The sequence below is a fragment of the Streptomyces antioxidans genome, from assembly GCF_000968685.2.
Classification (GTDB): Bacteria; Actinomycetota; Actinomycetes; order Streptomycetales; family Streptomycetaceae; genus Streptomyces; species Streptomyces antioxidans.
Genome location: NZ_LAKD02000005.1, coordinates 173,367 through 195,001, shown reverse-complemented (window position 1 = coordinate 195,001; position 21,635 = coordinate 173,367). Strand labels below are relative to the sequence as shown.

Annotated in this window: 19 protein-coding genes; 12 read left to right on the top strand and 7 right to left on the bottom strand. The window is 70.0% G+C overall.

Annotated elements, in window-relative coordinates; all coding sequences use genetic code 11:
• Positions 1 to 113: 113 nt before the first annotated feature.
• On the bottom strand, positions 114 to 1,904 hold the full coding sequence (gene argS, locus VT50_RS04810) for an arginine--tRNA ligase (RefSeq protein WP_046084268.1): 1,791 nt from the start codon (positions 1,902 to 1,904) through the stop codon (positions 114 to 116).
• A 155-nt stretch (positions 1,905 to 2,059) separates the two neighbouring features.
• Here argS and lysS point away from each other — a divergent pair, with 155 nt between their 5' ends.
• Entirely contained in the window at positions 2,060 to 3,805 is a 1,746-nt protein-coding gene (lysS, locus tag VT50_RS04805; RefSeq protein ID WP_075200249.1) for a lysine--tRNA ligase, read from the top strand.
• 71 nt (positions 3,806 to 3,876) lie between these two features.
• Here lysS and VT50_RS04800 read toward each other — a convergent pair whose 3' ends face one another.
• From VT50_RS04800 to VT50_RS04790, 3 genes are all read right to left on the bottom strand, one after another.
• Entirely contained in the window at positions 3,877 to 5,337 is a 1,461-nt protein-coding gene (locus VT50_RS04800) for a DUF2637 domain-containing protein (protein ID WP_206269341.1), read from the bottom strand.
• 97 nt (positions 5,338 to 5,434) lie between these two features.
• A complete protein-coding gene (locus VT50_RS04795; protein WP_046084265.1) occupies positions 5,435 to 6,139 on the bottom strand; it encodes a hypothetical protein in 705 nt (234 codons plus the stop codon).
• Positions 6,140 to 6,286: 147 nt separating this feature from the next.
• Positions 6,287 to 7,171 (bottom strand): hypothetical protein, encoded by an 885-nt coding sequence (locus VT50_RS04790; RefSeq protein ID WP_046084264.1) that lies wholly within the window; start codon positions 7,169 to 7,171, stop codon positions 6,287 to 6,289.
• Positions 7,172 to 7,342: 171 nt separating this feature from the next.
• Here VT50_RS04790 and VT50_RS04785 point away from each other — a divergent pair, with 171 nt between their 5' ends.
• On the top strand, positions 7,343 to 8,536 hold the full coding sequence (locus tag VT50_RS04785) for an RtcB family protein (protein ID WP_046084263.1): 1,194 nt from the start codon (positions 7,343 to 7,345) through the stop codon (positions 8,534 to 8,536).
• Positions 8,537 to 8,684: 148 nt separating this feature from the next.
• Here the strand turns inward: VT50_RS04785 and VT50_RS04780 are convergent, their stop codons facing one another.
• A complete protein-coding gene (locus VT50_RS04780; protein ID WP_046084262.1) occupies positions 8,685 to 9,440 on the bottom strand; it encodes an SDR family NAD(P)-dependent oxidoreductase in 756 nt (251 codons plus the stop codon).
• Between the two features lie 199 nt (positions 9,441 to 9,639).
• Between VT50_RS04780 and VT50_RS38950 the strand changes: the two genes are divergently transcribed.
• Positions 9,640 to 10,791 carry a hypothetical protein gene (locus VT50_RS38950; protein ID WP_046084261.1) on the top strand — a complete coding sequence of 384 codons (1,152 nt, stop codon included), beginning with the start codon at positions 9,640 to 9,642 and terminating at the stop codon, positions 10,789 to 10,791.
• Here the strand turns inward: VT50_RS38950 and VT50_RS04770 are convergent.
• Entirely contained in the window at positions 10,781 to 11,113 is a 333-nt protein-coding gene (locus VT50_RS04770) for a YnfA family protein (RefSeq protein WP_046084296.1), read from the bottom strand. The two genes, VT50_RS38950 and VT50_RS04770, sit on opposite strands and share 11 nt — an antisense overlap.
• A gap of 86 nt (positions 11,114 to 11,199) precedes the next feature.
• Between VT50_RS04770 and VT50_RS04765 the strand changes: the two genes are divergently transcribed.
• Together VT50_RS04765 and VT50_RS04760 are read left to right on the top strand one after the other, a co-directional pair.
• A complete protein-coding gene (locus tag VT50_RS04765) occupies positions 11,200 to 11,625 on the top strand; it encodes an effector-associated constant component EACC1 (protein ID WP_053048421.1) in 426 nt (141 codons plus the stop codon).
• Positions 11,622 to 13,037 carry a caspase family protein gene (locus VT50_RS04760; RefSeq protein ID WP_053048420.1) on the top strand — a complete coding sequence of 472 codons (1,416 nt, stop codon included), beginning with the start codon at positions 11,622 to 11,624 and terminating at the stop codon, positions 13,035 to 13,037. The genes VT50_RS04765 and VT50_RS04760 overlap by 4 nt, the downstream gene beginning before the upstream one ends.
• A gap of 43 nt (positions 13,038 to 13,080) precedes the next feature.
• On the opposite strand, the gene VT50_RS04755 is transcribed toward VT50_RS04760, so the two are convergent.
• The gene (locus tag VT50_RS04755) at positions 13,081 to 13,629 is read right to left on the bottom strand and encodes a hypothetical protein (RefSeq protein ID WP_075200248.1); all 549 of its coding nucleotides are present in this window, start codon (positions 13,627 to 13,629) and stop codon (positions 13,081 to 13,083) included.
• Positions 13,630 to 13,745: 116 nt separating this feature from the next.
• Between VT50_RS04755 and hemL the strand changes: the two genes are divergently transcribed.
• The 7 genes from hemL (at position 13,746) to ccsB (ending at position 21,610) form a co-directional block, all read left to right on the top strand.
• Positions 13,746 to 15,062 carry a glutamate-1-semialdehyde 2,1-aminomutase gene (gene hemL, locus VT50_RS04750; RefSeq protein ID WP_075200247.1) on the top strand — a complete coding sequence of 439 codons (1,317 nt, stop codon included), beginning with the start codon at positions 13,746 to 13,748 and terminating at the stop codon, positions 15,060 to 15,062.
• Between the two features lie 8 nt (positions 15,063 to 15,070).
• On the top strand, positions 15,071 to 15,757 hold the full coding sequence (locus VT50_RS04745) for a histidine phosphatase family protein (protein ID WP_206269340.1): 687 nt from the start codon (positions 15,071 to 15,073) through the stop codon (positions 15,755 to 15,757).
• Between the two features lie 178 nt (positions 15,758 to 15,935).
• Positions 15,936 to 17,123: a polysaccharide deacetylase family protein gene (locus VT50_RS04740; protein ID WP_046084257.1), complete on the top strand. Its 1,188-nt coding sequence runs from the start codon at positions 15,936 to 15,938 to the stop codon at positions 17,121 to 17,123.
• A gap of 120 nt (positions 17,124 to 17,243) precedes the next feature.
• Positions 17,244 to 17,861 (top strand): TlpA family protein disulfide reductase, encoded by a 618-nt coding sequence (locus tag VT50_RS04735; protein ID WP_046084256.1) that lies wholly within the window; start codon positions 17,244 to 17,246, stop codon positions 17,859 to 17,861.
• 6 nt (positions 17,862 to 17,867) lie between these two features.
• A complete protein-coding gene (locus tag VT50_RS04730) occupies positions 17,868 to 18,632 on the top strand; it encodes a cytochrome c biogenesis CcdA family protein (RefSeq protein WP_046084255.1) in 765 nt (254 codons plus the stop codon).
• Between the two features lie 3 nt (positions 18,633 to 18,635).
• Positions 18,636 to 20,519 carry a cytochrome c biogenesis protein ResB gene (resB, locus tag VT50_RS04725; protein WP_046084254.1) on the top strand — a complete coding sequence of 628 codons (1,884 nt, stop codon included), beginning with the start codon at positions 18,636 to 18,638 and terminating at the stop codon, positions 20,517 to 20,519.
• Positions 20,516 to 21,610 carry a c-type cytochrome biogenesis protein CcsB gene (gene ccsB / locus VT50_RS04720; RefSeq protein WP_046084253.1) on the top strand — a complete coding sequence of 365 codons (1,095 nt, stop codon included), beginning with the start codon at positions 20,516 to 20,518 and terminating at the stop codon, positions 21,608 to 21,610. Before resB ends, ccsB begins: the two co-directional genes overlap by 4 nt.
• Positions 21,611 to 21,635 lie beyond the last annotated feature (25 nt).

Genomic DNA, 21,635 nt, shown 5'->3' with positions numbered 1-21,635 from the left:
GACGCGGTGACGCGGTGACGCGGTGACGCGTAGGGCGTGCCGCCGATGAACGCGGAGAGCCCCGCCCCGGGAAGCCGGGGCGGGGCTCTTCACACGCGGCTCACCGCGGTGGCTCAAAGGCGCTCGGGGGTGCGGATGCCCAGCAGGGACATGCCCTGCCCCAGCGTCCGCGCCGTGATGTCGCACAGGAAGAGGCGGTTGTCCACCTGGGCCGGGCCGCCCTCCGCCTTCAGGACCGGGCACTGGTCGTAGAAGGTCGTGTAGAGCGAGGCCAGTTGGTACAGATACCCGGCCAGCTTGTGCGGCTCGTACCCGGCGGCCACCTCGCGCAGCGTCTCCCCGAACTGGTCGAGGTGCAGTCCCAGCGCCCGCTCGGCCGGGGCCAGCGGAAGCTCCGGGTGGGCCAGCGGCCGCTGGCCCTCTTTGGCCAGGCGCAGGATCGACTGGATCCGGGCGTACGCGTACTGGAGGTAGACCGAGGTGTCCCCGTTGAGCGAGACCATCTGGTCCAGGTCGAACTTGTAGTCCCGCGAGGCGGAGGTGGACAGATCCGCGTACTTCACCGCGCCGACGCCGACCTGGGCGCCGCGCTCGAGGATCTCCTCCTCGGTGAGGCCGAGCTTCTTCTCGCTCTTCTCCCGGACCACGGCCGCGGCCCGCTCGGTGGCCTCGTCCAGCAGGTCCTCCAGCCGCACCGTCTTGCCCGCGCGGGTCTTGAACGGCTTGCCGTCCTTGCCCAGGACGGTGCCGAAGGCGAGATGCACGGCGTGCACCTGGTCATTGAGCCAGCCGATCCGGCGGGCGGCCTCGAAGACCATCTTGAAGTGCAGCGACTGCCGGGCGTCCACCACATAGAGCAGGGTGTCGGCCTTCAGGTGCTGCACCCGGTCGCGGATCGCGGAGAGGTCGGTGGCCGCATAGCCGAAGCCGCCGTCGGACTTCTGGACGATCAGCGGCACCGGCTTGCCCTCGGGGCCCGTGATGTCGTCGAAGAAGACGCACAGCGCACCCTCGGAGCGCACGGCGACACCGGACTCCTCCAGCAGCCGGCAGGTCTCGGCCAGCATGTCGTTGTAACCCGACTCGCCGACCACATCGGGGTCGTGGATCTCGATGTCCAGCTTGTCGAAGACCGAGTAGAAGTAGATCTTCGACTCGTCCACGAACTTCCGCCACAGGGCGACGGTCTCCTGGTCGCCCGCCTGGAGATCCACCACCCGCCGCCGGGACCGCTCCTTGAACTCCGCGTCGGAGTCGAAGAGCGCCCGCGCGGCCTTGTAGAGCCGGTTGAGGTTGGACATGGCCTCCTCGCCGGAGGCGGCGTCCTTGTGGTCCAACTCATGGGGGTGCTCGATCAGATACTGGATGAGCATGCCGAACTGGGTGCCCCAGTCGCCGATGTGATGGCGGCGGATCACCTTCTCGCCCGCGAACTCCAGGATCCGCACCACCGCGTCGCCGAGCACCGCCGAGCGCAGATGGCCGACGTGCATCTCCTTGGCCACATTCGGCTGGGCGTAGTCGATCACGGTGGTGCCGGGCTCCCGCGCGTACGGCACGCCGAGGCGGTCGTCGGCGGCGCGGGCGGCGAGGGTCGCGGTGATCGCGGAGTCGGCGATCGTGATGTTGAGGAAGCCGGGGCCGGAGACCTCGATGTCGGCGATCACCGGATCGGGGTCGGCCGAGGTGGCGGCGACCGGAAGGTGCGCCACGACCTTGGCGGCCAGCTCACGGGGGTTTCCCTTGAGCTGCTTGGCCAGCGCCAGCATCCCGTTGGCCTGGAAGTCGGCCCGGTCGCTTCGTCGCAGCAGCGGGTCCGCGGAGCCGGCCTCCGGCAGGGCAGCCGAGAGGGCGTCCGCGAGGCGCTGATGGACCGTAGCGGCGAGGGAGAGGACCGATGCCATGGATGAGGTGCCATTCCGATAGTGGTGGTATGGACAACCCAGTATTTCACGGCGGGTCCAACGATTTCCCCGGCCTGTGGATAACCCGGGCTCGCCCGGCGGGCCCTGTGGGTGAATCCGGATGGGCCCGTTCCGTCTGGGACAATGGGCGTGCCATGACCGCTAGGAAGGAAGTGCCGACCGTGGCTCAGAGCACCGAGACCGACTGGGTCTCCCGATTCGCCGACGAGGTCATTGCCGAGGCGGAGCGCCGCGCCCCGGGCAAACCTGTCGTCGTCGCCTCGGGCCTCAGCCCGTCCGGCCCGATCCACCTCGGCAATCTGCGCGAGGTCATGACCCCGCACCTGGTCGCCGACGAGATCCGGCGCCGGGGCCGCGAGTGCGTTCACATCCTGTCCTGGGATGACTACGACCGGTATCGCAAGGTCCCGGTCGGGATCGACCCCTCCTGGTCCGAGCACATCGGCAAGCCGCTCACCTCGGTCCCGGCCCCGCCCGGGTCCCCGTATCCGAACTGGGCGGAGCACTTCAAGGCGCCGATGGCCGAGGCGCTGCGGGAGATGGGCATCGAGTTCCACCCCGTCAGCCAGACCGAGAAGTACACCTCGGGGGCGTACCGGGAGCAGATCCTGCACGCGATGCGCCACCGCCGGGAGATCGACGCCGTCCTGGACCGGTACCGCACCAAGGACAAGCCCGGCGCCAAGAAGCCCAAGCAGCAGAAGCCGGTGGACGAGGCGGAGCTGGCCGCCGCCGAGGGCTCGGGCGCCGCCGCCGAGGACGACGGCAGCGCGGGCGCGGCGGGTTACTACCCGTACAAGCCGTACTGCTCGGTCTGCGAGCGCGACATGACCACGGTGACCTCGTACGACGACGAGACCACCGAGCTGGCGTACACCTGCGCGTGCGGCCACGGCGAGACCGTCCGCCTGACCGAGTACAACCGCGGCAAGCTGGTCTGGAAGGTCGACTGGCCGATGCGCTGGGCGTACGAGGGCGTGGTCTTCGAGCCCTCGGGCGTCGACCACTCCTCGCCGGGCTCGTCCTATGTGGTCGGTGGCCAGATCGTCCGCGAGGTCTTCGGCAGCGACCAGCCCATCGGCCCGATGTACGCGTTCGTGGGCATCAGCGGCATGGCCAAGATGTCCTCCTCCAAGGGCGGTGTGCCCACCCCGGCCGACGCGCTGGAGATCATGGAGGCGCCGCTGCTGCGCTGGCTGTACGCCCGCCGCAGGCCCAACCAGTCCTTCAAGATCGCGTTCGACCAGGAGATCCAGCGGACCTACGACGAGTGGGACGCGCTGGAGCGGAAGATCACTGAGGGCACGGCCCAGCCCGCGGACGCGGCCGCGTACCGCCGCGCGACCCGCACCGCCACGGGCGAGCTGGCGAGCACCCCGCGCCCGCTGCCGTACCGCACGCTGGCCTCGGTGGTGGACATCACCACCGGCCATGACGAGCAGACGCTGCGCATCCTCAGCGAGCTCGACCCCGACAACCCGGTGAAGTCCCTGGAGGAGACCCGGCCCCGGCTCGACAAGGCCGAGCGCTGGATCACCACCCAGGTCCCGGCCGATCAGCGCACCCGGGTCCGGGACGAGCCGGACACGGAGCGGCTGGCCGCGCTGGGCGACACCGAGCGGGAGTCGCTGCGGCTGCTGCTCGACGGCCTGGACGACCACTGGTCGCTGGACGGCCTCACCACGCTGGTCTACGGGGTGCCCAAGATCCAGGCGGGGCTGTCGCCGGAGGCCAAGCCGACGCCGGAGCTGAAGGTCGCCCAGCGGTCGTTCTTCGCGCTGCTCTACACCCTGCTGGTGGGCCGGGACACCGGCCCGCGGCTGCCCACGCTGCTGCTGGCGGTGGGGGCGGACCGGGTGCGCAAGCTGCTCGCGGCCTGACCTCCGCGACTCCCGGGCGCCGGGCGGATGGCCTTACGGCCGCCGCCCGGCGTTCCCGCTCCGCGGGACGGCTACGGGATGGCCTCGCGCTCCAGCCGGACCCGCTCCTTGAAGTCCTCGACGTACCCGGCCAGCTCGCTGTTGCTGAGACCGGTCACGCCGTAGGACTCCCGCAGCCGCTGCCCGAACTGGTACGCGGAGGGGAACCGGCTGTTGTCGGCCAGGAACTGGCGGAAGGTCGCGTAGTAGACCTCCTCGCGCGGCACGTCGTCCGGCAGCTGATCGAGCTGCTGCTCCGGCTGCGGCTCCTCGTAGGCGTACCGCTCGGGCTCGCGCTGCTCCGGTACGTAGACGCCCTGGTGGTTCCCCACGCCCTCACCGCCCAGCGGACGCACCCGGCCGCCGGGCCCGACCGGCACGGTCAGCTGGGGCTGCGGGAATTGCTGGGGCTGCGGCGCCTGGCCCGGGACCTGCTGGTCCTGCGGCTGGAACTGCTGCGGCTGCGGTACCTGCTGCGGGTGCTGCGGTACTTGCTGCGGGTACTGGTCCTGCGGGTGCTGCGGCTGCTGGGTCTGCTGCTCGACCGGCGCGGGGTGGGCGGCCGCCGGGTCGAAGGGCACGCCGTTCCGGCCGTCATGGCCCGGCCCGGCGGGCTGCTGGTACACCGGCAGGGGCAGCGAGAGCGGCAGCTCCTGCGTCTGGGGCTGCTGGGGGTGCTGCTGCGGGCCGGGGTCCGGCACGGCCCCCGGCGCGCCGTACGGGTCCGGCTGGGCCGCAGGGGACCCGTTCTTGGCCCCCGCCCCGCCCGCCGGAGACCGGCCCGGGGGAAGCGCGGTCGCCGACACCGTGGTCGGGTCCAGACCGGCCGCCGCGAGCCCCGCCGGGGCGGTGTCCGCCAGCGGCACCCCGTACCGCGCCAGCCGCAGCGGCATCAGCGACTCCACGGGCGCCTTGCGGCGCCAGGAGCGCCCGTAGCGGGCCCGCAGCCTGGCCTGGTAGACCAGCCGGTCCTGCTCCAGCCTGATGACCTCCTCGTAGCTGCGCAGCTCCCACAGCTTCATCCGGCGCCACAGCCGGAAGGTGGGCACCGGCGCGAGCAGCCAGCGGGCGATGCGGACCGACTCCATGTGCCGGTCGGCGGTGATGTCGGCGATCCGGCCGACCGCGTGCCGTGCGGCCTCGACGGAGACGACGAACAGGATCGGGATCACGGCGTGCATGCCGACCCCGACCGGGTCCGGCCAGGCCGCCGCGCCGTTGAAGGCGATGGTGGCCGCGGTCAGCAGCCAGGCGGTCTGCCGCAGCAGCGGGAACGGAATGCGGATCCAGGTGAGCAGCAGATCCAGCGCGAGCAGCACCACGATCCCCGCGTCGATGCCGATCGGGAAGACATTGGCGAACTTGCCGAAGCCCTTGTCGAGGGCGAGATCGCGCACCGCGGCGTAGGAACCGGCGAAGCCGATCCCGGCGATCACCACCGCACCGGTGACGACCACTCCGGCCAGTATTCGGTGCATCCGTGTCAATTGCATCGCGGCCACCCGCGACCCCTCCCCGTCCTCAACAACAGCCGCATCAGCGTCGCATACACGTCAAGTCTCATGGGCGGGAAGGGGCCGTGTCGGCGCGTCAGGCTCCGCTCTTGACGCCCTTACCGATGGCATCGACGGCCTCCTTGGCGGCGGACTTGGCGTCCTTGAGCAGGTCGGCCGCGTCCGGGGCCTTGGCGGTCTCATAGCCCGCGCCGTCGTACTGGACGGTGATGACGACATTGGCGGTGCGGACCACGACCGTCTGGTCGCGGAAGTCGTCGCCGTCCTTCTTCTCCTTGGTGCTGACCGTGGTCGCCTCGTCACCGATGCCCGCGACCTTCTCGGTCTTGGGGTCGGTCACCTTGCCCGCGGTGGCGGCCCTGCTGGCCTGCTGGGCGGCGTAATCCCCGGCGCGCTTGTCGCCGGAGCCGAGCCCCTGGTCGGAGCGGAACAGCTTGAGGGAGATGGTCAGCGAGCGGTAGTCGAACTTGTCGAGGCCGCTCCACAGGCAGCTGGCGGACGTATTGGTGTCGGCCGAGGGAAGTGCCTTGCCCTTCTTGTTCTGCGCCTTCGGGACGAGGTCGTCGACCGTCTTCCCGGAAAGCACGGAGCACACATCGGGCAGCTTGGTGAACTTCGCTGCCGCGACGGTGGGTGAAGCGCTGGGCGAGCCGGGTCTCGCCGAACCACCGGTGTCCTTGTCGTCCTTCTTGCCCGAGCCGGAGGAGCAGCCGGCGACGAGCACCACAGGTACGGTCGCGCAGGCGAGTATTCGGGCGAGTCGCGGGGCTGAACGGTGCATGGGTCCTTCGCTCATTCTCTGTCGATGGGCGGATGTGCCGCCCGCGTCATTAGTCGGCACGGTACGCGGCCGACGCGCGGGCGTCCCAATTTCCGAGGTCTCCGCGGGGTGGGGACGGGGTGCTCACACGGATGGTGCGAGGGCCCCTTATTCGTTCAGGCGACCGGTCAGTTCATCGGCCAAATCCTGGGCGTTTTCCTGCAGTTCCCGGCTGCTGGGAATGTGCTTCTTGTCGGTCGTCCACTGGTCGTACTCAATGGTGGCAATCACATTCGAGGACCGGAACACGACGGTGATGTCGCGGTGTATGCCCGAGTCCTTGGTGATCAGTCGGTCATTGAGAAAGGCGTCGTCACCGAGGTCGTCCAGCCGGCGCGGGGCGGTGTCGCCCGAGGAGGTGTCACTTTCGTCACTTCCGCCGCTCGCGTCGGCGCCCGCGGAGGGGCTATCGGTGCTTTTGCCCCCTCCGTCGCCCTTACCGCTCTTACCGGACTCATCGGATCCCGAACCGGCGGAGGCGGAGGAGTCGCCGTCGCCCGCGTCGCTCTCGGGGCTGGAGGGGCTGGCGGGAGGGCTCGTGGCGTCCGGGATGTCGGCGGCGACGGCCTTCTTCTCGTACGTCTCCTGGGCCCGGTCGTCATCGCTGACCGAGGGGTCGTACGAGACCACCCGCTGGAAGTCGAGCGTGAGATAGCGCGTGCCGCTCGTGGTCTCCACCTTCCAGCGGCAGCCGTCCCGGCGGTCTATGTCATACGTCACGGCCGCCTGGCCATCGTACGCCTTGTCGTCCTGCTCGGCGCCGGGCAGCAGGGTCTGGAGGGTCTTACGGCTGGCCGCGCCGCACGCCTCGGGCAGGGTGCGATAGCGCCCGGGCTCGGCCGAGGAGGCCGTTCCGGAGTCGCCGGAGTCGCCGTCGTCCGGGTCGGTCGTCGAATCGGAGCCGGTGCATCCGCCAAGCCCTGCCGCGATGAGCACGGTGATGAGCACGGCGACTGCCGGGGCGGCCCGCCGTCCGTCCCCCCTTCGCTGCACTGGCTGCACTGTCCGTGTCCCTTCGTGCGACGGAAAACTCCTTGCCACCCGCAGGCGGTGGCTGGACACAATGTCTATCGCACGCACCGCCGTGCCTGCCGGTCGCCCGCCACCTATGGGGCATTGGCCCGGCTTTTGCGTTTTCAGTTTTTTACGGGGGATGAGTACATCATGTCGTATGTCGAGGTGCCCGGCGCGCATGTGCCGATCCGGATGTGGACCGACCCTTCGACGGTCGAGGGCGGGGCCATGCAGCAGCTGCACAATGTGGCCACGCTGCCCTGGATCAAGGGCCTCGCCGTGATGCCGGATGTGCATTACGGGAAGGGCGCCACGGTCGGCTCGGTGATCGCGATGCAGGGCGCGGTGTGCCCGGCGGCCGTCGGCGTGGACATCGGCTGCGGCATGTCGGCCGTCAAGACGTCGCTGACCGCCAATGACCTTCCGGGGGACCTCTCGCGGCTGCGGTCCAGGATCGAGCAGGTGATCCCGGTGGGGCGCGGTATGCACGACGCCCCGGTGGACCCCGGGCGGCTGCACGCGTTTCCGACGACGGGGTGGGACGACTTCTGGAGCCGGTTCGGGGGAGTGGCCCAGGCGGTCAGGTTCCGCCAGGAGCGGGCGGTCAAGCAGATGGGTTCGCTCGGATCCGGTAACCACTTCATCGAGTTCTGTCTCGACGACGAGGGCTCGGTCTGGCTGATGCTGCACTCCGGCTCCCGCAACATCGGCAAGGAGCTGGCCGAACACCACATCGGCAAGGCCAGGAAGCTGCCCCACAACCAGGGTCTGGTCGACCGCGACCTGGCCGTCTTCATCGCGGACACCCCGCAGATGGCGGCGTACCGGCACGATCTCTTCTGGGCGCAGGAGTACGCGAAGTACAACCGCGCGATCATGATGGCGCTCTTCCAGGACGTGGTGCGCAAGGAGTTCAAGAAGGCCCGCCCGGTCTTCGAGCCGGTGATCAGCTGCCACCACAACTACGTGGCCGAGGAGCGCTACGAGGACATGGACCTCCTCGTGACCCGTAAGGGCGCCATCCGCGCCGGGAACGGGGACTACGGGATCATCCCGGGCTCCATGGGCACCGGCTCGTACATCGTGCGCGGTCTGGGGAACGAGGCGTCGTTCAACTCGGCCTCGCACGGAGCGGGCCGCAAGATGAGCCGCAACGCGGCGAAGAAGCGCTTCTCGACCCACGATCTGGCGGAGCAGACGCGGGGCGTCGAGTGCCGCAAGGACTCCGGCGTCGTGGACGAGATCCCGGGGGCGTACAAGCCGATCGAGAAGGTCATCGACCAGCAGCGGGACCTCGTCGAGGTGGTGGCACGGCTCAAGCAGGTGGTGTGCGTGAAGGGCTGAGCTCAGGACCGCATGTGCGGGACCGTACGTGGTGTGGGCCGCGCGTCCTCCCGCGGGGAAGGCGCGCGGCGGACGACCGGTGCCCGGCGTCTGGGGCGGAGGCCCCGCCCGCCGCAGGACGAGAGCCGCGGGACGAGAGCGGACGGGCTCAGCGCTCGCGGTGGACCTTGTGCTGGGCGGCCTGGGCGCGGGGGCGGATGACCATCATGTCGATGTTCACATGCGAGGGGCGGGTGACCGCCCACTCGACCGTGTCGGCCACGTCGTCAGCGGTCAGCGGCTCGGCCACGCCGTCGTAGATGGCCGCGGCCTGGCTCTCGTCGCCGCGGAAGCGGTTCACCGCGAACTCGTCGGTCCTCACCATGCCCGGGGCGATCTCGATCACCCGCACCGGCTCACCGCACAGCTCCAGCCGCAGGGTGGCCGCGATGGCGTGGGAGCCGTGCTTGGCGGCCACGTACCCGCCGCCGCCCTCGTACGCCACATGGCCCGCCGTGGAGGACAGCACGACGATCGTGCCGTCGCCGGAGGCGGTCAGGGCGGGCAGCAGTGCCTGGGTCACCTGGAGCACGCCCACCACATTGACCTCGTACATCGCCCGCCAGTCGGCCGGGTCGGCGGTGGCCACGGTCTCGGTGCCGACGGCGCCGCCCGCGTTGTTCACCAGGACGTCGCAACGGTCCAGACCGGCGGCGAAGGACTCCACGGCGGCGCGGTCGGTGACGTCCAGGACGTATGCCTCGGCCTGGTGCCCTGCCTCGGTCAGCTCTGCGGCGAGCGCTTCGATGCGCTCCTTACGGCGGGCGGCGAGGACGACGCGGAATCCGGCGGCCGCCAGGCGGCGCGCGGTCGCGGCTCCGATCCCGCTGCTCGCGCCGGTGATCACTGCGGTACGGGTGGTCATCGGCCCTCCAATGGTGACGTGGCGCAAACGGTGCTGTGTGCGCATGATCCATATGCAGGATATGACGGCCCGATTTACCTCCAACCGAGGGACTGAAGATAGGAATCCGCTAGGGGCCCTCGGGCTCGGGGAAGGGTGCACTGCGTCCGGCGCGGCGCCGGTAGGTGGAGCACCCATGCCCAAGGAGTGAATTCAGGTAATGACCCAGCAGAGCAGATTCCTTCAGCGGTCCCGTCGTTCCTTCCGGCGCTGGGGCGTGGCCTCAGCGGGCGCCATCGCGGCGGCGGCCCTGGTCGCCGGGGCTCCGGGAACCGCATGGGCGTCGGGCAGCACCCCTGACCCGCAGTCGCCGCAGAGCAACCACTGTCCCCAGGACCGGGCGCACGGCGACAACAACGAGAACCACGACCAGGGGAACCACGAGAACGGCCATCGCGAGGACACCCAGGGGCAGCACGAACACGGCCGCTACGAGTCGAACAGCGACCAGGACCCCAATAGTGGCCACCACGATGACCACGCCCGGGACGACCAGGGCGGCCGTCACGACGAGGGCGGGCGGTACGGGGGCCGCAGCGCGGCGCGCCCCGAGCAGGCGGCGCAGCCGGAGCAGATGGCGCAGCCGGAGCAGGTGGCGCAGCCCGTGCAGGTGGCGCAGCCGGAGCAGGCCGTGCAGCCGTACGAGGAGGCCCAGCCCGCTGAGGAGGCCCAGGACCGCGGTGCCGCCCGCCCCGTCGCCGTACCCGTCCACGAGGACGACCAGGCGCACCACGGCCAGGAGCACAAGGAGCAGCAGAAGCAGCCGAAGCAGCAGGAGCAGCCGAAGCAGCCGAAGCAGCAGGAGCAGAAGAAGAGCGACCCGGTGACGCTCGCCGAGGCGGTCGAGATCGCCGAGTGCGAGGTCGGCGGCCAGGCGGTCAGCGCCGAGCTGGTGGACTGCCCCGAGGACGACCCGCGCCACCAGGGCAAGCACGAGGAGGGTCGCAAGGACGGCCGTAAGGACCCGCGCCACCACGCCGACCAGGGCAAGGACAAGCAGCCCAAGGGCCAGCCGAGCAAGGAGAAGCAGCCCAAGGAGAAGCAGCCCAAGGGCGAGCCGAGCAAGGACAAGCAGCCCAAGGTCGAGCACAAGGACCCGCACCAGCAGAAGGTCAAGCAGGTGTGGGTCGTGGAGGTCGAGTGCGACCACACCCTCACGACCGTCTTCATCGACCCGGACACCGGCTGCGTCCTCGGTACGGAGCAGCAGGAGCAGGACGACCACCACGGTGACCACGGCAAGCCGGGCAAGGACGACCACGGCGACCACGAGGGCAAGGGCGGCCACGGCCGGCCGGCGGTTACCTCCTAGGCACGTACATGATCACAGCGACTCCGGCCAGACAGATCAGCGCTCCGAGCACATCGAAGCGGTCGGGCCGGTAGCCGTCGGCGGCCATGCCCCAGGCGAGCGATCCGGCCACGAACACGCCACCGTACGCCGCGAGGATGCGGCCGAACTCAGCGTCCGGCTGGAGCGTGGCCACGAACCCGTAGGCACCAAGGGCGATGACTCCGGCGCCGATCCACGCCCACCCCCTGTGCTCACGCACGCCCTGCCAGACGAGCCAGGCGCCGCCGATCTCCAGCAGCGCGGCCACGGCGAACAGGGCGATGGAACGTGCGATGAGCATGGGGGCAGGGTACGGCCCGCCGCGCCAAGGGACGTAGCGGGAGGGGAGCGCTACGATCGGCGCCCACCACAGGATCACACCGGGGGATGGGTGCCGTGCAGTTCCGCCTTCGAGCCGACGCCGCCGAGGGGTCTCCCGGCGTCCTCGACCTCTATCGCTGGCTGACCGAGGACCCCGACGTCGCGGGCGCCGCGGAGATGGCGCTGGTGGACCAGGAGGACCGCGACGGCGCCTTGGGCGGCCTCGAGGTCATCTCCATCGTCGTCTCGAACCTCACCTCCCTCGGCAATCTGCTGCTCGCCGTGGCCACGTGGCGCGACGCGCGGGCGCCCGGTGCGGACGCGCGGGTGGAACGCGACGGCGTCTCCCTGCGCGTTGAGAGCACCGACCCGGAGACGATCCGCCGCCTCCTCCGGCAACTGGAGTCCCCGGAGGGCTCCCGGCCGCCGGAAGAGCCCCCGGAGGACTCCGGCCACCCGGATAACTCCGATCGCCCCGATCGCCCGGCATGACCTGGCGCTCCGGCACCTCGGGTGCCTCCCGTGCCTCCCGTGCGACGGGAGAGACCACGGCACCGGCGGCGCGCCTCGCGGACCCCTCCGCCTCCCGGGCCGTCCTCATCGAGGCCCATGCCTTCACCCGGGGCGGGGCCGCCTCCCGGGACCGGCAGCGGCATCTGGACGACCGGCCGTCCGTGGCGGCGGGCTGCGGGCGGCTGGCCGAGCTGTTCCGGGATCCCGAGGTGTGGGGCCTCCCCGAGGAGCGCTGCCGCATCGTTTCGCAGCCGACGCGCGACAGCATGCTGGAGGCCGTCCACCGCGCGGCCGTCGAGGCCACGGACACGCTCGTCGTCTACTACGCGGGCCACGGCCTGCTCTATCCGCTCAGCGGCGGCTTACACCTGGCCGTACCGGAGACGACGAAGGACAAGTCGTTCACCGCGGTGAAGTACGACGACCTGCGCGAGATCCTGCTGAGCGCCAACCATGTCCGCCGTAAGGTCGTCATCCTCGACTGCTGCTTCAGCGGCACCGCTCTGCGCGGCCATCTGTCCGCGGGGGACGACACGATCCGGCTGGCCGATGTCGAGGGCACCTCGGTCCTCGCCGCTTCCCACGCCACCAAGCAGGCGCTGGCGCCACCGGGGGAGCGATACCCGGCCTTCACCGGCGAGTTGATCGCCCTTCTCGAAGAGGGCGCCCCGGACGCGCCGGAGTTGTTCACCATGGCGGACCTCTACGACCGCGTGGACCGCGCCCTGATGCGCAAGAACCGCCCACGCCCGCAACAGCTGAACCGCGACCGCGGCGCCCATATCTCCATCGCCCGCAACCGCACTCCCCGTCAGGAACCGCCCGAGCCCGACGAGACCGCCTCCGCCCCCGGAACCTCCCGCCTGGGCGGACGCCGACGCGCCCTCGCCGCGGCCGCCCTGGTCCTCGCCGCCGCCGTCGGCCTGACCTTCTGGCTCCTGCCGGACGGCGACGGTCAGCGCGGAGCCGACGGCAAGGGCCCGAGCTGCGGCAAGGCCCACTCGGTCTTCGACACGGGAGATGGCACCCAACGCCGCGAGCCCTCAGTCGACTCGGTGCACAACGCGGCGTGCCGGGGCGACTTCGACACCATGGAAGTGGCCATGGACCGCGGGGGTTTCGACGGCACGGGCTTCTCCGCGGCCGCACCGGAGGAGGTCATCGCGTCCTGGAAGAAGCGCCCGGACCGGACGTCCTTCCTCCGCGGCCTGGCCACCCTGCTGGAGAGCGAACCGACGGTCGATCAGGGCGGTCTGACCTTCTCCAACGGCGATCAGGCGGCCACCTGGCAGCGAGGCCCCGGCACCGTGCCCGACAGCCACTACCGCTGGTCGGGCTACTTCCTCTGCAATGGGCCGGACTCCGACCACCCGGCCTGCGGGCCCCGTTGAGCACGTCGCAGAGCAAACCCCAGGCCCGGCTTAGGACTTCGGCTCAGGGCCACACCAGGCAGTACGGCTGGTGCCCCGCCTCGTGCAGCCGATGCGAGAAGTCCTGCCACTCATGGAGCAGTTGATAGACCATGAAGGCGTCCCTGGGGCCGCCGCGGTCGGGGACGGTGGACCAGATGAAGGCCGCGGCGCCCACGGCCTCCTCGCCGACGCCGCGCAGCGGATCGACGGCGGTCATCGGGAGCTTGACGACGGCGTAGTCGGGGTGGAGGACGACCAGTTCGAGCGGGGGGACCTTGTGCAGCGGGACGCCTTCGATACCGGTGAGGACCATCGCGGCCACTGTCTCCGGCTTGATCTTCGTGAACATGCCGTGGCCGAGCTCATCGCCGCCGAGCTCCTCGGGGCGCATCGAGATGGGGACCCTGGCCGCGGTGGCGCCGTCCGGCGCACCGAAGTACTTGTAGGTCACCCCCATGCGGCCCCCGCTTCTGCCTGCCCTGCCCGCCTCGTCCCGCCGATGGCGTCCGGGCCGGGCACGCTCGGGGCCTCGGTCGTCAGTCCCTTCACCCAGTTCGCCACCGCGATGCATATCTCCACCCGACCACTCGCGGCCACAACCGCGCAACCCGATCTCTGTGACAGAGACCTCCCCCACCATAGAGCTGTGAAACGCCCGGCCGCGGGGATACGTCCGCCTCTGACAACATGGCGTGCGTGAGCTATCCGTACGCAGCCCCAGTTTCGCAGACACTTTTCGATCGCGCGGCCGCCGTGACGCCCGGCGGCGTGAACTCTCCGGTGCGGGCGTTCCGCGCCGTGGGAGGTACGCCCCGGTTCATGGTGTCCGGGGACGGTCCGTACCTCACCGACGCCGATGGACGCGAATACGTGGACCTCGTGTGCTCGTGGGGGCCGATGATCCTCGGCCATTCCCACCCCGAGGTCACCGCGGCCGTGCAGGCCGCCGTCGCCCGCGGTACGTCGTTCGGCACGCCGGGCGAGGGAGAGGTCGAGCTCGCCGAGGAGATCGTGGCGCGGGTCGCCCCGGTCGAGCAGGTGCGTCTGGTGTCGTCCGGCACCGAGGCGACGATGTCGGCGATCCGGCTGGCCCGCGGGTATACCGGGCGGTCGAAGGTGATCAAGTTCGCCGGTTGTTACCACGGGCATGTGGACGCCCTGCTGGCCGCGGCCGGGTCCGGGGTGGCGACCTTCGGGCTGCCGGACACTCCGGGGGTGACGGGAGCGCAGGCGGGGGAGACCGTGGTGCTGCCGTACAACGACCTGGAGGCGGTCCGGGCGGCCTTCGCCGCGCACCCCGGGGAGATCGCCTGTGTGATCACCGAGGCGTCGGCGGGCAACATGGGCGTGGTGCCGCCGCTGCCCGGGTTCAACGCGGGCCTCAAGCAGCTCTGCGCCGACCACGGCGCGCTCTATGTCTCCGACGAGGTCATGACCGGCTTCCGGGTCTCCAGGGCCGGGTGGTTCGGGCTGGACGGCGTGGAGCCGGACCTGATGACCTTCGGCAAGGTCATGGGCGGCGGCTTCCCGGCCGCGGCCTTCGGCGGGCGCGCGGACGTCATGGAGCGCCTGGCCCCGGCCGGTCCGGTCTACCAGGCGGGCACCCTGTCCGGGAACCCGGTCGCCACGGCCGCGGGCGTCGCCCAGCTGCGGCTGCTGGACGACGCGGCGTACGCCGAGGTCGACGCGGCCTCCGAGCGGCTGCGGGCGATGGTGGCGGAGGCGCTTTCCAAGGAGGGCGTGGCGCACCGGATCCAGGCCGCGGGCAACATGTTCTCGGTTTTCTTCACCACCGACGAGGTCACCGACTACGAGAAGGCCAAGGCGCAGGAGGCGTTCCGCTTCACCGCCTTCTTCCACTCCATGCTGTCCCAGGGCGTTTACCTCCCGCCCTCCGCCTTCGAGTCGTGGTTCGTCTCCGCGGCGCATGACGAGAGGGCGCTGGAGCGGGTGCGGGCGGCTCTGCCGGGGGCGGTGCGGGCCGCCGCCGAGGCCACTGAATGATGGATGACATGACACAGAGCGAGAACGACATCACCGTCGTCCATGTGATGCGCCACGGCGAGGTCCACAACCCGGAGGGCGTGCTCTACGGCAGGCTGCCCGGCTACCACCTCTCCGATCTGGGGCGGCGGATGGCCGACCGGGTCGCCGAACACCTCGCCGACCGTGACATCACCCATGTGGTCGCCTCCCCGCTGGAGCGGGCGCAGGAGACGGCGGCGCCGATCGCCAAGGCGCACGGCCTGGACGTGGCCTCGGACGAGCGGCTGATCGAGGCGGCGAACGTCTTTCAGGGCAAGACCTTCGGCGTCGGCGACGGCGCGCTGCGCAAACCGGGCAACTGGCGCCATCTCGCCAACCCGTTCCGCCCGTCCTGGGGTGAGCCCTATGTCGACCAGGTGGTGCGGATGATGGCGGCGCTGGGCCGGGCGCGGGACGCCGCGCGCGGGCATGAGGCGGTGTGCGTCAGCCATCAGCTGCCGATCTGGATCGTGCGCAGCTTCGTGGAGCGGCGGCGGCTGTGGCACGACCCGCGCAGGCGGCAGTGCACGCTGGCCAGCCTCACCAGCTTCACCTTCCGCGGCGACCGGATCGTCTCGGTGGGCTACAGCGAACCTGCCCGTGATCTCGTTCCGCCCCATCTGCGCGCGGGTGCCAAGCCGGTGAAGGGCGCCTCCAAGGGCTTCGGTGCCTGAGCGGTGCGCCCGGCCGCGGCCGGGCCGGGGCGTGCCATCGACGTGCCATCGAATGGAGACATTGTGTCCGCCGTGTAATTGACCGCGCTCTTTCGGAACCTCGCTATTCGCCTCGCCATCTCCAGGGTTGTCCGGACACCCCGGGCAATGAGAACGGCGATCGTGAATTGAGGGCGTCATGCGTGAGGTCAGCCGGAGGGGGATCCTCGGTCTTGGTGTGGGAGCGGCGGCGTCACTGGCCGTCGCCGGCTGTTCCTCGGGGCCCGGATCCGGTACGCCGAAGCCCGCGAAGACGACCCAGGCGAAGCCGATCGGTGACGGCTCCACTTCGCACGGTGAGCGGCGTAAGGAGGCCCCGAAGCCGGAGCGGCTGGCGCGGGGGCAGAAGCCGCCGCAGTTCGTGGTGTTCTCGTGGGACGGCGCGGGAGAGGTCGGCAACGGTCTCTTCCCGCGGTTCCGCAAACTGGCCGAGGAATACGGCGCTTTCATGACGTTTTTCCTCTCCGGTATCTACTGCCTTCCCGAGTCGAAGAAGTCGCTCTACCGGCCGCCGAACAACCCGGTGGGCGCCTCCGACATCGGCTATCTCACCGATGAGCACGTCAAGGCCACCCTGCGGAACGTGCGCGAGGCGTGGCTCGAGGGTCATGAGATCGGCACCCATTTCAATGGCCACTTCTGCTCCGGAAGCGGCTCGGTGGAGAACTGGACGTCCGCGCAGTGGAAGTCCGAGATCGATCAGGCCATGTCCTTTGTCACGGAGTGGCGGACGAATACGCGCTTCACCGATGTGGAGCCGCTGCCCTTCGACTACCGCAAGGAGCTCATCGGCGGCCGCACTCCCTGTCTGAAGGGGCAGACAAATTTGCTGCCGACCGCCCGGGAGCTCGGCTGGCGCTATGACGCCAGTTCGCCGGGCGGACTTCAGGTGTGGCCGTCGAAGAAGCAGGGCCTCTGGGACTATCCGCTGCAGCAGATTCCCTTTCCGGGACACTCCTTCGAGGTGCTCTCGATGGACTACAACATTCTGGCGAACCAGTCGAAGAATTCCACCAACGCCCCGCCCGCGAACTACCCGGGCTGGCGCAAGCAGGCCACCGAGGCATACATAGCCGGTTTCAACCGGGCCTATGAGACCAATCGCGCCCCGTTCTTCATCGGGAACCACTTCGAGCAGTGGAACGGCGGCATCTATATGGACGCCGTCGAGGAAGCGCTCAAGCACATGGCCGACGAGAAGCACAAGGACGTCCGGCTGGTCTCCTTCAAGCAGCTCACCGACTGGCTGGACGCACAGGACCCCGCGGTCCTGGCCGAACTGCGCGGGCTCGGCGTGGGCCAGGCGTGGAGCGCGAACGGCGGCTGACGGCGCCGGTGGACGCGGGGCGGGCCGGGAGTGGACCGTGGACGAGGCCCCGCGCTGCGCGGCGGGGTACCCGGAGGGGGGTGGCGAAGATCCCCAAAAGGGCCATGCGAAACTTTTCACATGAGTGTCTGCCGTGCCCCTCGGGGCCTCGTGACCCGCCGTCGCGCAACCGTGCTGGCCGCCGGGGCCACGGTTGTGATGCTGTCCCTGACCGCCTGCGGCGGGGGCGGCACCTCGGGCGGCTCCGCCGACACCAAGTTCGTCCAGGGCAAGGGCGGCGTGGACACCGTCGCCGAGGAGAACCGCAAGGACGGACCCCAGCTCTTGGGCAAGACCCTGGAGGGCAAGCCCCTGGACCTGGCGGACTACAAGGGCAAGATCGTGGTCCTGAACGTCTGGGGCTCCTGGTGCGCCCCCTGCCGGGCCGAGGCGTCGAACCTCGCCAAGGTGGCCAAGGACACCGAGGCCAAGGGCGTGCGGTTCATCGGGATCAACACCCGTGACTCCAACCGCGCCCCCGCGCTGAGGTTCGAGAAGGAATACGGCATCGACTACCCGAGTCTGTACGACCCGATCGGCAAGCTCATGCTGCGCTTCCCCAAGGGCAGCCTCAATCCGCAGGCCATTCCCTCGACGATCGTGCTGGACCGGGAGGGCAGGATCGCGGCCCGCGCTCTGACGCCGCTCAGCGAGGAGCGCCTGCGCACGATGGTCACGCCGCTGATCGCGGAGAAGTGACCCTTTGTGAACACACTGGCCGCCGCGACCGATCCCAACGAGACCGTCCTGACCGGGGCGCTGCTGCTGGCGCTGCCGGTCGCCCTGCTCGGCGGACTGGTCTCCTTCTTCTCCCCCTGTGTGCTGCCGCTGGTGCCCGGCTACATGTCGTACGTCACCGGGGTCACGGGCACGGATCTGGCCGAGGCCAAGCGCGGCCGGATGGTCGCGGGCGCCTCGCTCTTCGTGCTCGGCTTCACCGCGGTCTTCGTCTCCGGGGGCGCGCTCTTCGGCAACTTCGGCTGGACGCTCCAGGAGCACAAGGAGACCATCTCCAAGATCCTCGGGGTCATCACGATCCTGATGGGCCTCGTCTTCATGGGGGTGCTGGGGGGCTTTGGACAGCGGGAGTTCCGCTTCCACATCAAGCCCACGCTGGGGCTCGCGGGGGCACCGGTGCTGGGCGCCCTGTTCGGCGTCGGCTGGACGCCGTGCCTGGGGCCGACGCTCACCGCCGTCAACACCCTGGCGTTCAATGAGGCGAGTGCGGGGCGCGGTGCCCTGCTCACCGCCGCGTACTGCGTGGGGCTCGGGCTGCCGTTCGTGGCGGTCGCCGTGGCCTACCGCCGGGCGCTGGGTGCCTTCGGCTGGGTCAAGCGGCACTACGTCTGGGTGATGCGAGCCGGGGGCGGCATGCTCGTCGCCCTGGGGGTGCTGCTGCTCACAGGTGTCTGGGACACCATGATGGGCTCCATGCAGACCTGGGCCCAGGGCTTCAACGTAGGGATCTGATCGATGTCCACCACCGATACCGACACCGCGGCCGGCAAGGGGGCCGGCGCGCCGCCCGAGGGTGGCGTGACCGCCGAGGAGCGCGAGCTCGGCGCCGCGGGGTCGCAGCTGTCCACCGCCCCGGCCGAGGAGATCAACATCCCCTCGCTGGGGCCGCTCGGCTGGGCCCGGTGGTTCTGGCGGCAGCTGACCTCGATGCGGGTGGCGCTGCTGCTGCTCCTGCTGCTCACCCTCGCCACGATCCCCGGTTCGCTGGTCCCGCAGACCAGCATCGACCAGCTCAAGGTGCAGGACTTCCAGGAGCGGCATCCGACGCTCACCCCGGTCTACGAGAAGCTCCAGCTGTTCCACGTCTACAGCTCGGTGTGGTTCTCGGCGATCTACCTCCTGCTGTTCATCTCGCTCATCGGCTGCATCGTGCCGCGCACCTGGCAGTTCATCGGCCAGCTGCGCGGCCGTCCGCCGGCCGCGCCCCGTCGGCTGACCCGGCTTCCCGCGTACACCACCTGGCGCAGTGAGGCCGAGCCCGAGCAGGTGCTGGCGGCCGCCCGGAAGATCATGAAGGGGCGCCGCTTCCGCGTCGAGGCCGCGGACGACGCGGTGGCCGCGGAGAAGGGCTATCTGCGCGAGGTGGGCAATCTGCTCTTCCACAGCGCGCTGATCGTGCTGCTGGTGTCCTTCGCCGCGGGGCAGCTGTGGAAGACCGAGGGCAGCAGCCTGATCACCGAGGGCGGCGGCTTCTCCAACAGCCTCACCCAGTACGACGACATCAAGACGGGGCAGCTGTTCAACAGCGACGATCTCGCCCCCTTCGGCTTCCAGCTGGACCGCTTCACCGCGACCTATGAACGCAGCGGTCCGCAGATGCGCACTCCGCGCACCTTCCGCGCCGATGTGAGCTACTGGGACGGCGCGGACGGCGCGAGCCACAAGACCTCGATCAAGGTGAACGAGCCGCTGGAGATCGCGGGCTACAAGGTCTTCCTGCTGAACCACGGCTACTCGCCGGTCGTCACCATCCGGGACGGCAAGGGCGATGTGGTGCACCGGGGCCCGGTGGTCGGGCTGCCGATCGACGGGGCCAACCTCACCGAGAGCATGGTCATCAAGGTCCCGGACTATCGGGACAAGAGCGGCAAGAAGGACCAAATCGGCTTCCAGGGGCAGTTCCTGCCGACCTGGGTGCGCAGCCAGGGCATGTTCTCCGTCTTCCCGGCGCTGGACAATCCGACGCTGGTCCTGACCGCCTACCACGGCAGCCTCGGCGTGGACGGCGGCACTCCGCAGAGCGTGTACCAACTGGACAAGTCGCGGATGAAGCAGTTCCTGGAGCCCGACGGCAAGACCAAGTTCGCCCGGGCGCTCAAGGTCGGCGACACCATGAAACTGCCGAACGGCGCCGGAACGCTGTCGTTCGACGGCGTCAAGGAATGGGCCAGCTTCCAGATCTCGCACAAGCCGGGTGACCAGGGCGCCCTCATCGGCGCCGTGGCCGCCCTGGTGGGCCTGGCCGCCTCCCTGTTCATCCAGCGCCGCCGGGTGTGGGTGCGCGCGGCGAGGGGCGACGACGGCACCACCGTGGTCGAGATGGCGGGACTCGGCCGCAGTGAGTACGCCAAGCTGCCCGAAGAACTCGCCGATCTGGCCGTCCGTCTCCAGACGGACGCACCCCCGGCCCCGGAAGCGGAACCCGACCCGGAGTCCGACCGGGACTCCGCCCCGAAGTCCGACCCAGAGTCCGATCGAGACTCCACCGGGGACTCCGGCGACGACTCCACCGAGGACTCCACCGGAGCCTCAGGAAAGGACTCCACCGGGGACTCCGCCCCGGAATCCGCATCCGACACCGCAGATCCCGAAGATCCTGCCGAAGGAGCGCGCGCGTGAACCTCGCCGCCGAAGTCAACGAGAACCTGGCTCATTACAGCAACGTGCTGATCTACTCGGCGATGGCGGTCTACACCCTCGCCTTCCTGGCACACATCGCCGAGTGGGTGTTCGGCAGCCGCAGCGCCGTCGGCCGCACCGCCGCCGCGATCACCGCCGAAGCCGAGGCCGTCCAGCGCGCCAAGGTGCACGTGCGGGCCGGCGGGCAGAGCGGCGGCACCGCCGTCCTGGAGCGGCCGAAGATCGTCACCCGCTCCATGGCGGGCAGCCGCTACGTCCCGGACGGGCCGGGTGCCGCGGGCGGCACCGAACAGGGTGATGTGTACGGCCGGATCGCGGTGGGCCTGACCTTCCTGGCCTTGCTCTTTCATGCCGCGGGTGTCCTCTTCCGCGCGCTGTCGGTGAAGCGGGCGCCGTGGGGCAACATGTATGAGTTCTCCACGACCTTCGCCATGGTCGCGGTGGCCACATATCTGGTGCTGCTGGCGCTGAAGAAGAATGTGCGCTGGATCGGACTGCCCCTCGTCACCACGGTCCTCCTCGACCTCGGCCTCGCCGTCTCTGTCTTGTACACCGCGAGCGACCAGTTGGTTCCGGCCCTGCACTCCTACTGGCTGTGGATCCACGTCAGCTGCGCGATCGTCTCCGGCGCCTCGCTCTACATCGGGGCCGTCGCCACGCTGCTCTACCTCTTCCGGGACCGCTACGAGATCCAGCTGGAGAACCCGAAGGGCAAGCAGTTCGGCCGGTTCGCCAAGTCCGTTCTGGGGCGGGTGCCCTCGGCGGCGTCGCTGGACAAGTTCGCGTACCGGATCAACGCCACGATCTTCCCGCTGTGGACCTTCACGATCATCGCGGGCGCGATCTGGGCCGAGGCCGCCTGGGGCCGCTACTGGGGCTGGGACCCCAAGGAGGTCTGGTCCTTCATCACCTGGGTCGCCTACGCCTGCTACCTGCACGCCCGCGCCACCGCGGGCTGGAAGGGCCGCAAGGCCGCCTACCTGGCGCTGATCGCCTTCGGCTGCTACCTGTTCAACTACTACGGCGTCAACATCTTCATCACCGGCAAGCACTCCTACGCCGGGGTCTGATACGCCGGGATCTGATACGCCGGGG

Bases quoted from the DNA above. Each gene is read 5' to 3' on its own strand.
- argS (WP_046084268.1), bottom strand. From the start codon at position 1,904: ATGGCATCGGTCCTCTCCCTCGCCGCTACGGTCCATCAGCGCCTCGCG.
- lysS (WP_075200249.1), top strand. From the start codon at position 2,060: ATGACCGCTAGGAAGGAAGTGCCGACCGTGGCTCAGAGCACCGAGACC.
- VT50_RS04800 (WP_206269341.1), bottom strand. From the start codon at position 5,337: ATGCAATTGACACGGATGCACCGAATACTGGCCGGAGTGGTCGTCACC.
- VT50_RS04795 (WP_046084265.1), bottom strand. From the start codon at position 6,139: ATGCACCGTTCAGCCCCGCGACTCGCCCGAATACTCGCCTGCGCGACC.
- VT50_RS04785 (WP_046084263.1), top strand. From the start codon at position 7,343: ATGTCGTATGTCGAGGTGCCCGGCGCGCATGTGCCGATCCGGATGTGG.
- VT50_RS04780 (WP_046084262.1), bottom strand. From the start codon at position 9,440: ATGACCACCCGTACCGCAGTGATCACCGGCGCGAGCAGCGGGATCGGA.
- VT50_RS38950 (WP_046084261.1), top strand. From the start codon at position 9,640: ATGACCCAGCAGAGCAGATTCCTTCAGCGGTCCCGTCGTTCCTTCCGG.
- VT50_RS04770 (WP_046084296.1), bottom strand. From the start codon at position 11,113: ATGCTCATCGCACGTTCCATCGCCCTGTTCGCCGTGGCCGCGCTGCTG.
- VT50_RS04765 (WP_053048421.1), top strand. From the start codon at position 11,200: ATGGGTGCCGTGCAGTTCCGCCTTCGAGCCGACGCCGCCGAGGGGTCT.
- VT50_RS04760 (WP_053048420.1), top strand. From the start codon at position 11,622: ATGACCTGGCGCTCCGGCACCTCGGGTGCCTCCCGTGCCTCCCGTGCG.
- VT50_RS04755 (WP_075200248.1), bottom strand. From the start codon at position 13,629: ATGCATCGCGGTGGCGAACTGGGTGAAGGGACTGACGACCGAGGCCCC.
- hemL (WP_075200247.1), top strand. From the start codon at position 13,746: ATGGCGTGCGTGAGCTATCCGTACGCAGCCCCAGTTTCGCAGACACTT.
- VT50_RS04745 (WP_206269340.1), top strand. From the start codon at position 15,071: ATGACACAGAGCGAGAACGACATCACCGTCGTCCATGTGATGCGCCAC.
- VT50_RS04740 (WP_046084257.1), top strand. From the start codon at position 15,936: ATGCGTGAGGTCAGCCGGAGGGGGATCCTCGGTCTTGGTGTGGGAGCG.
- VT50_RS04735 (WP_046084256.1), top strand. From the start codon at position 17,244: ATGAGTGTCTGCCGTGCCCCTCGGGGCCTCGTGACCCGCCGTCGCGCA.
- resB (WP_046084254.1), top strand. From the start codon at position 18,636: ATGTCCACCACCGATACCGACACCGCGGCCGGCAAGGGGGCCGGCGCG.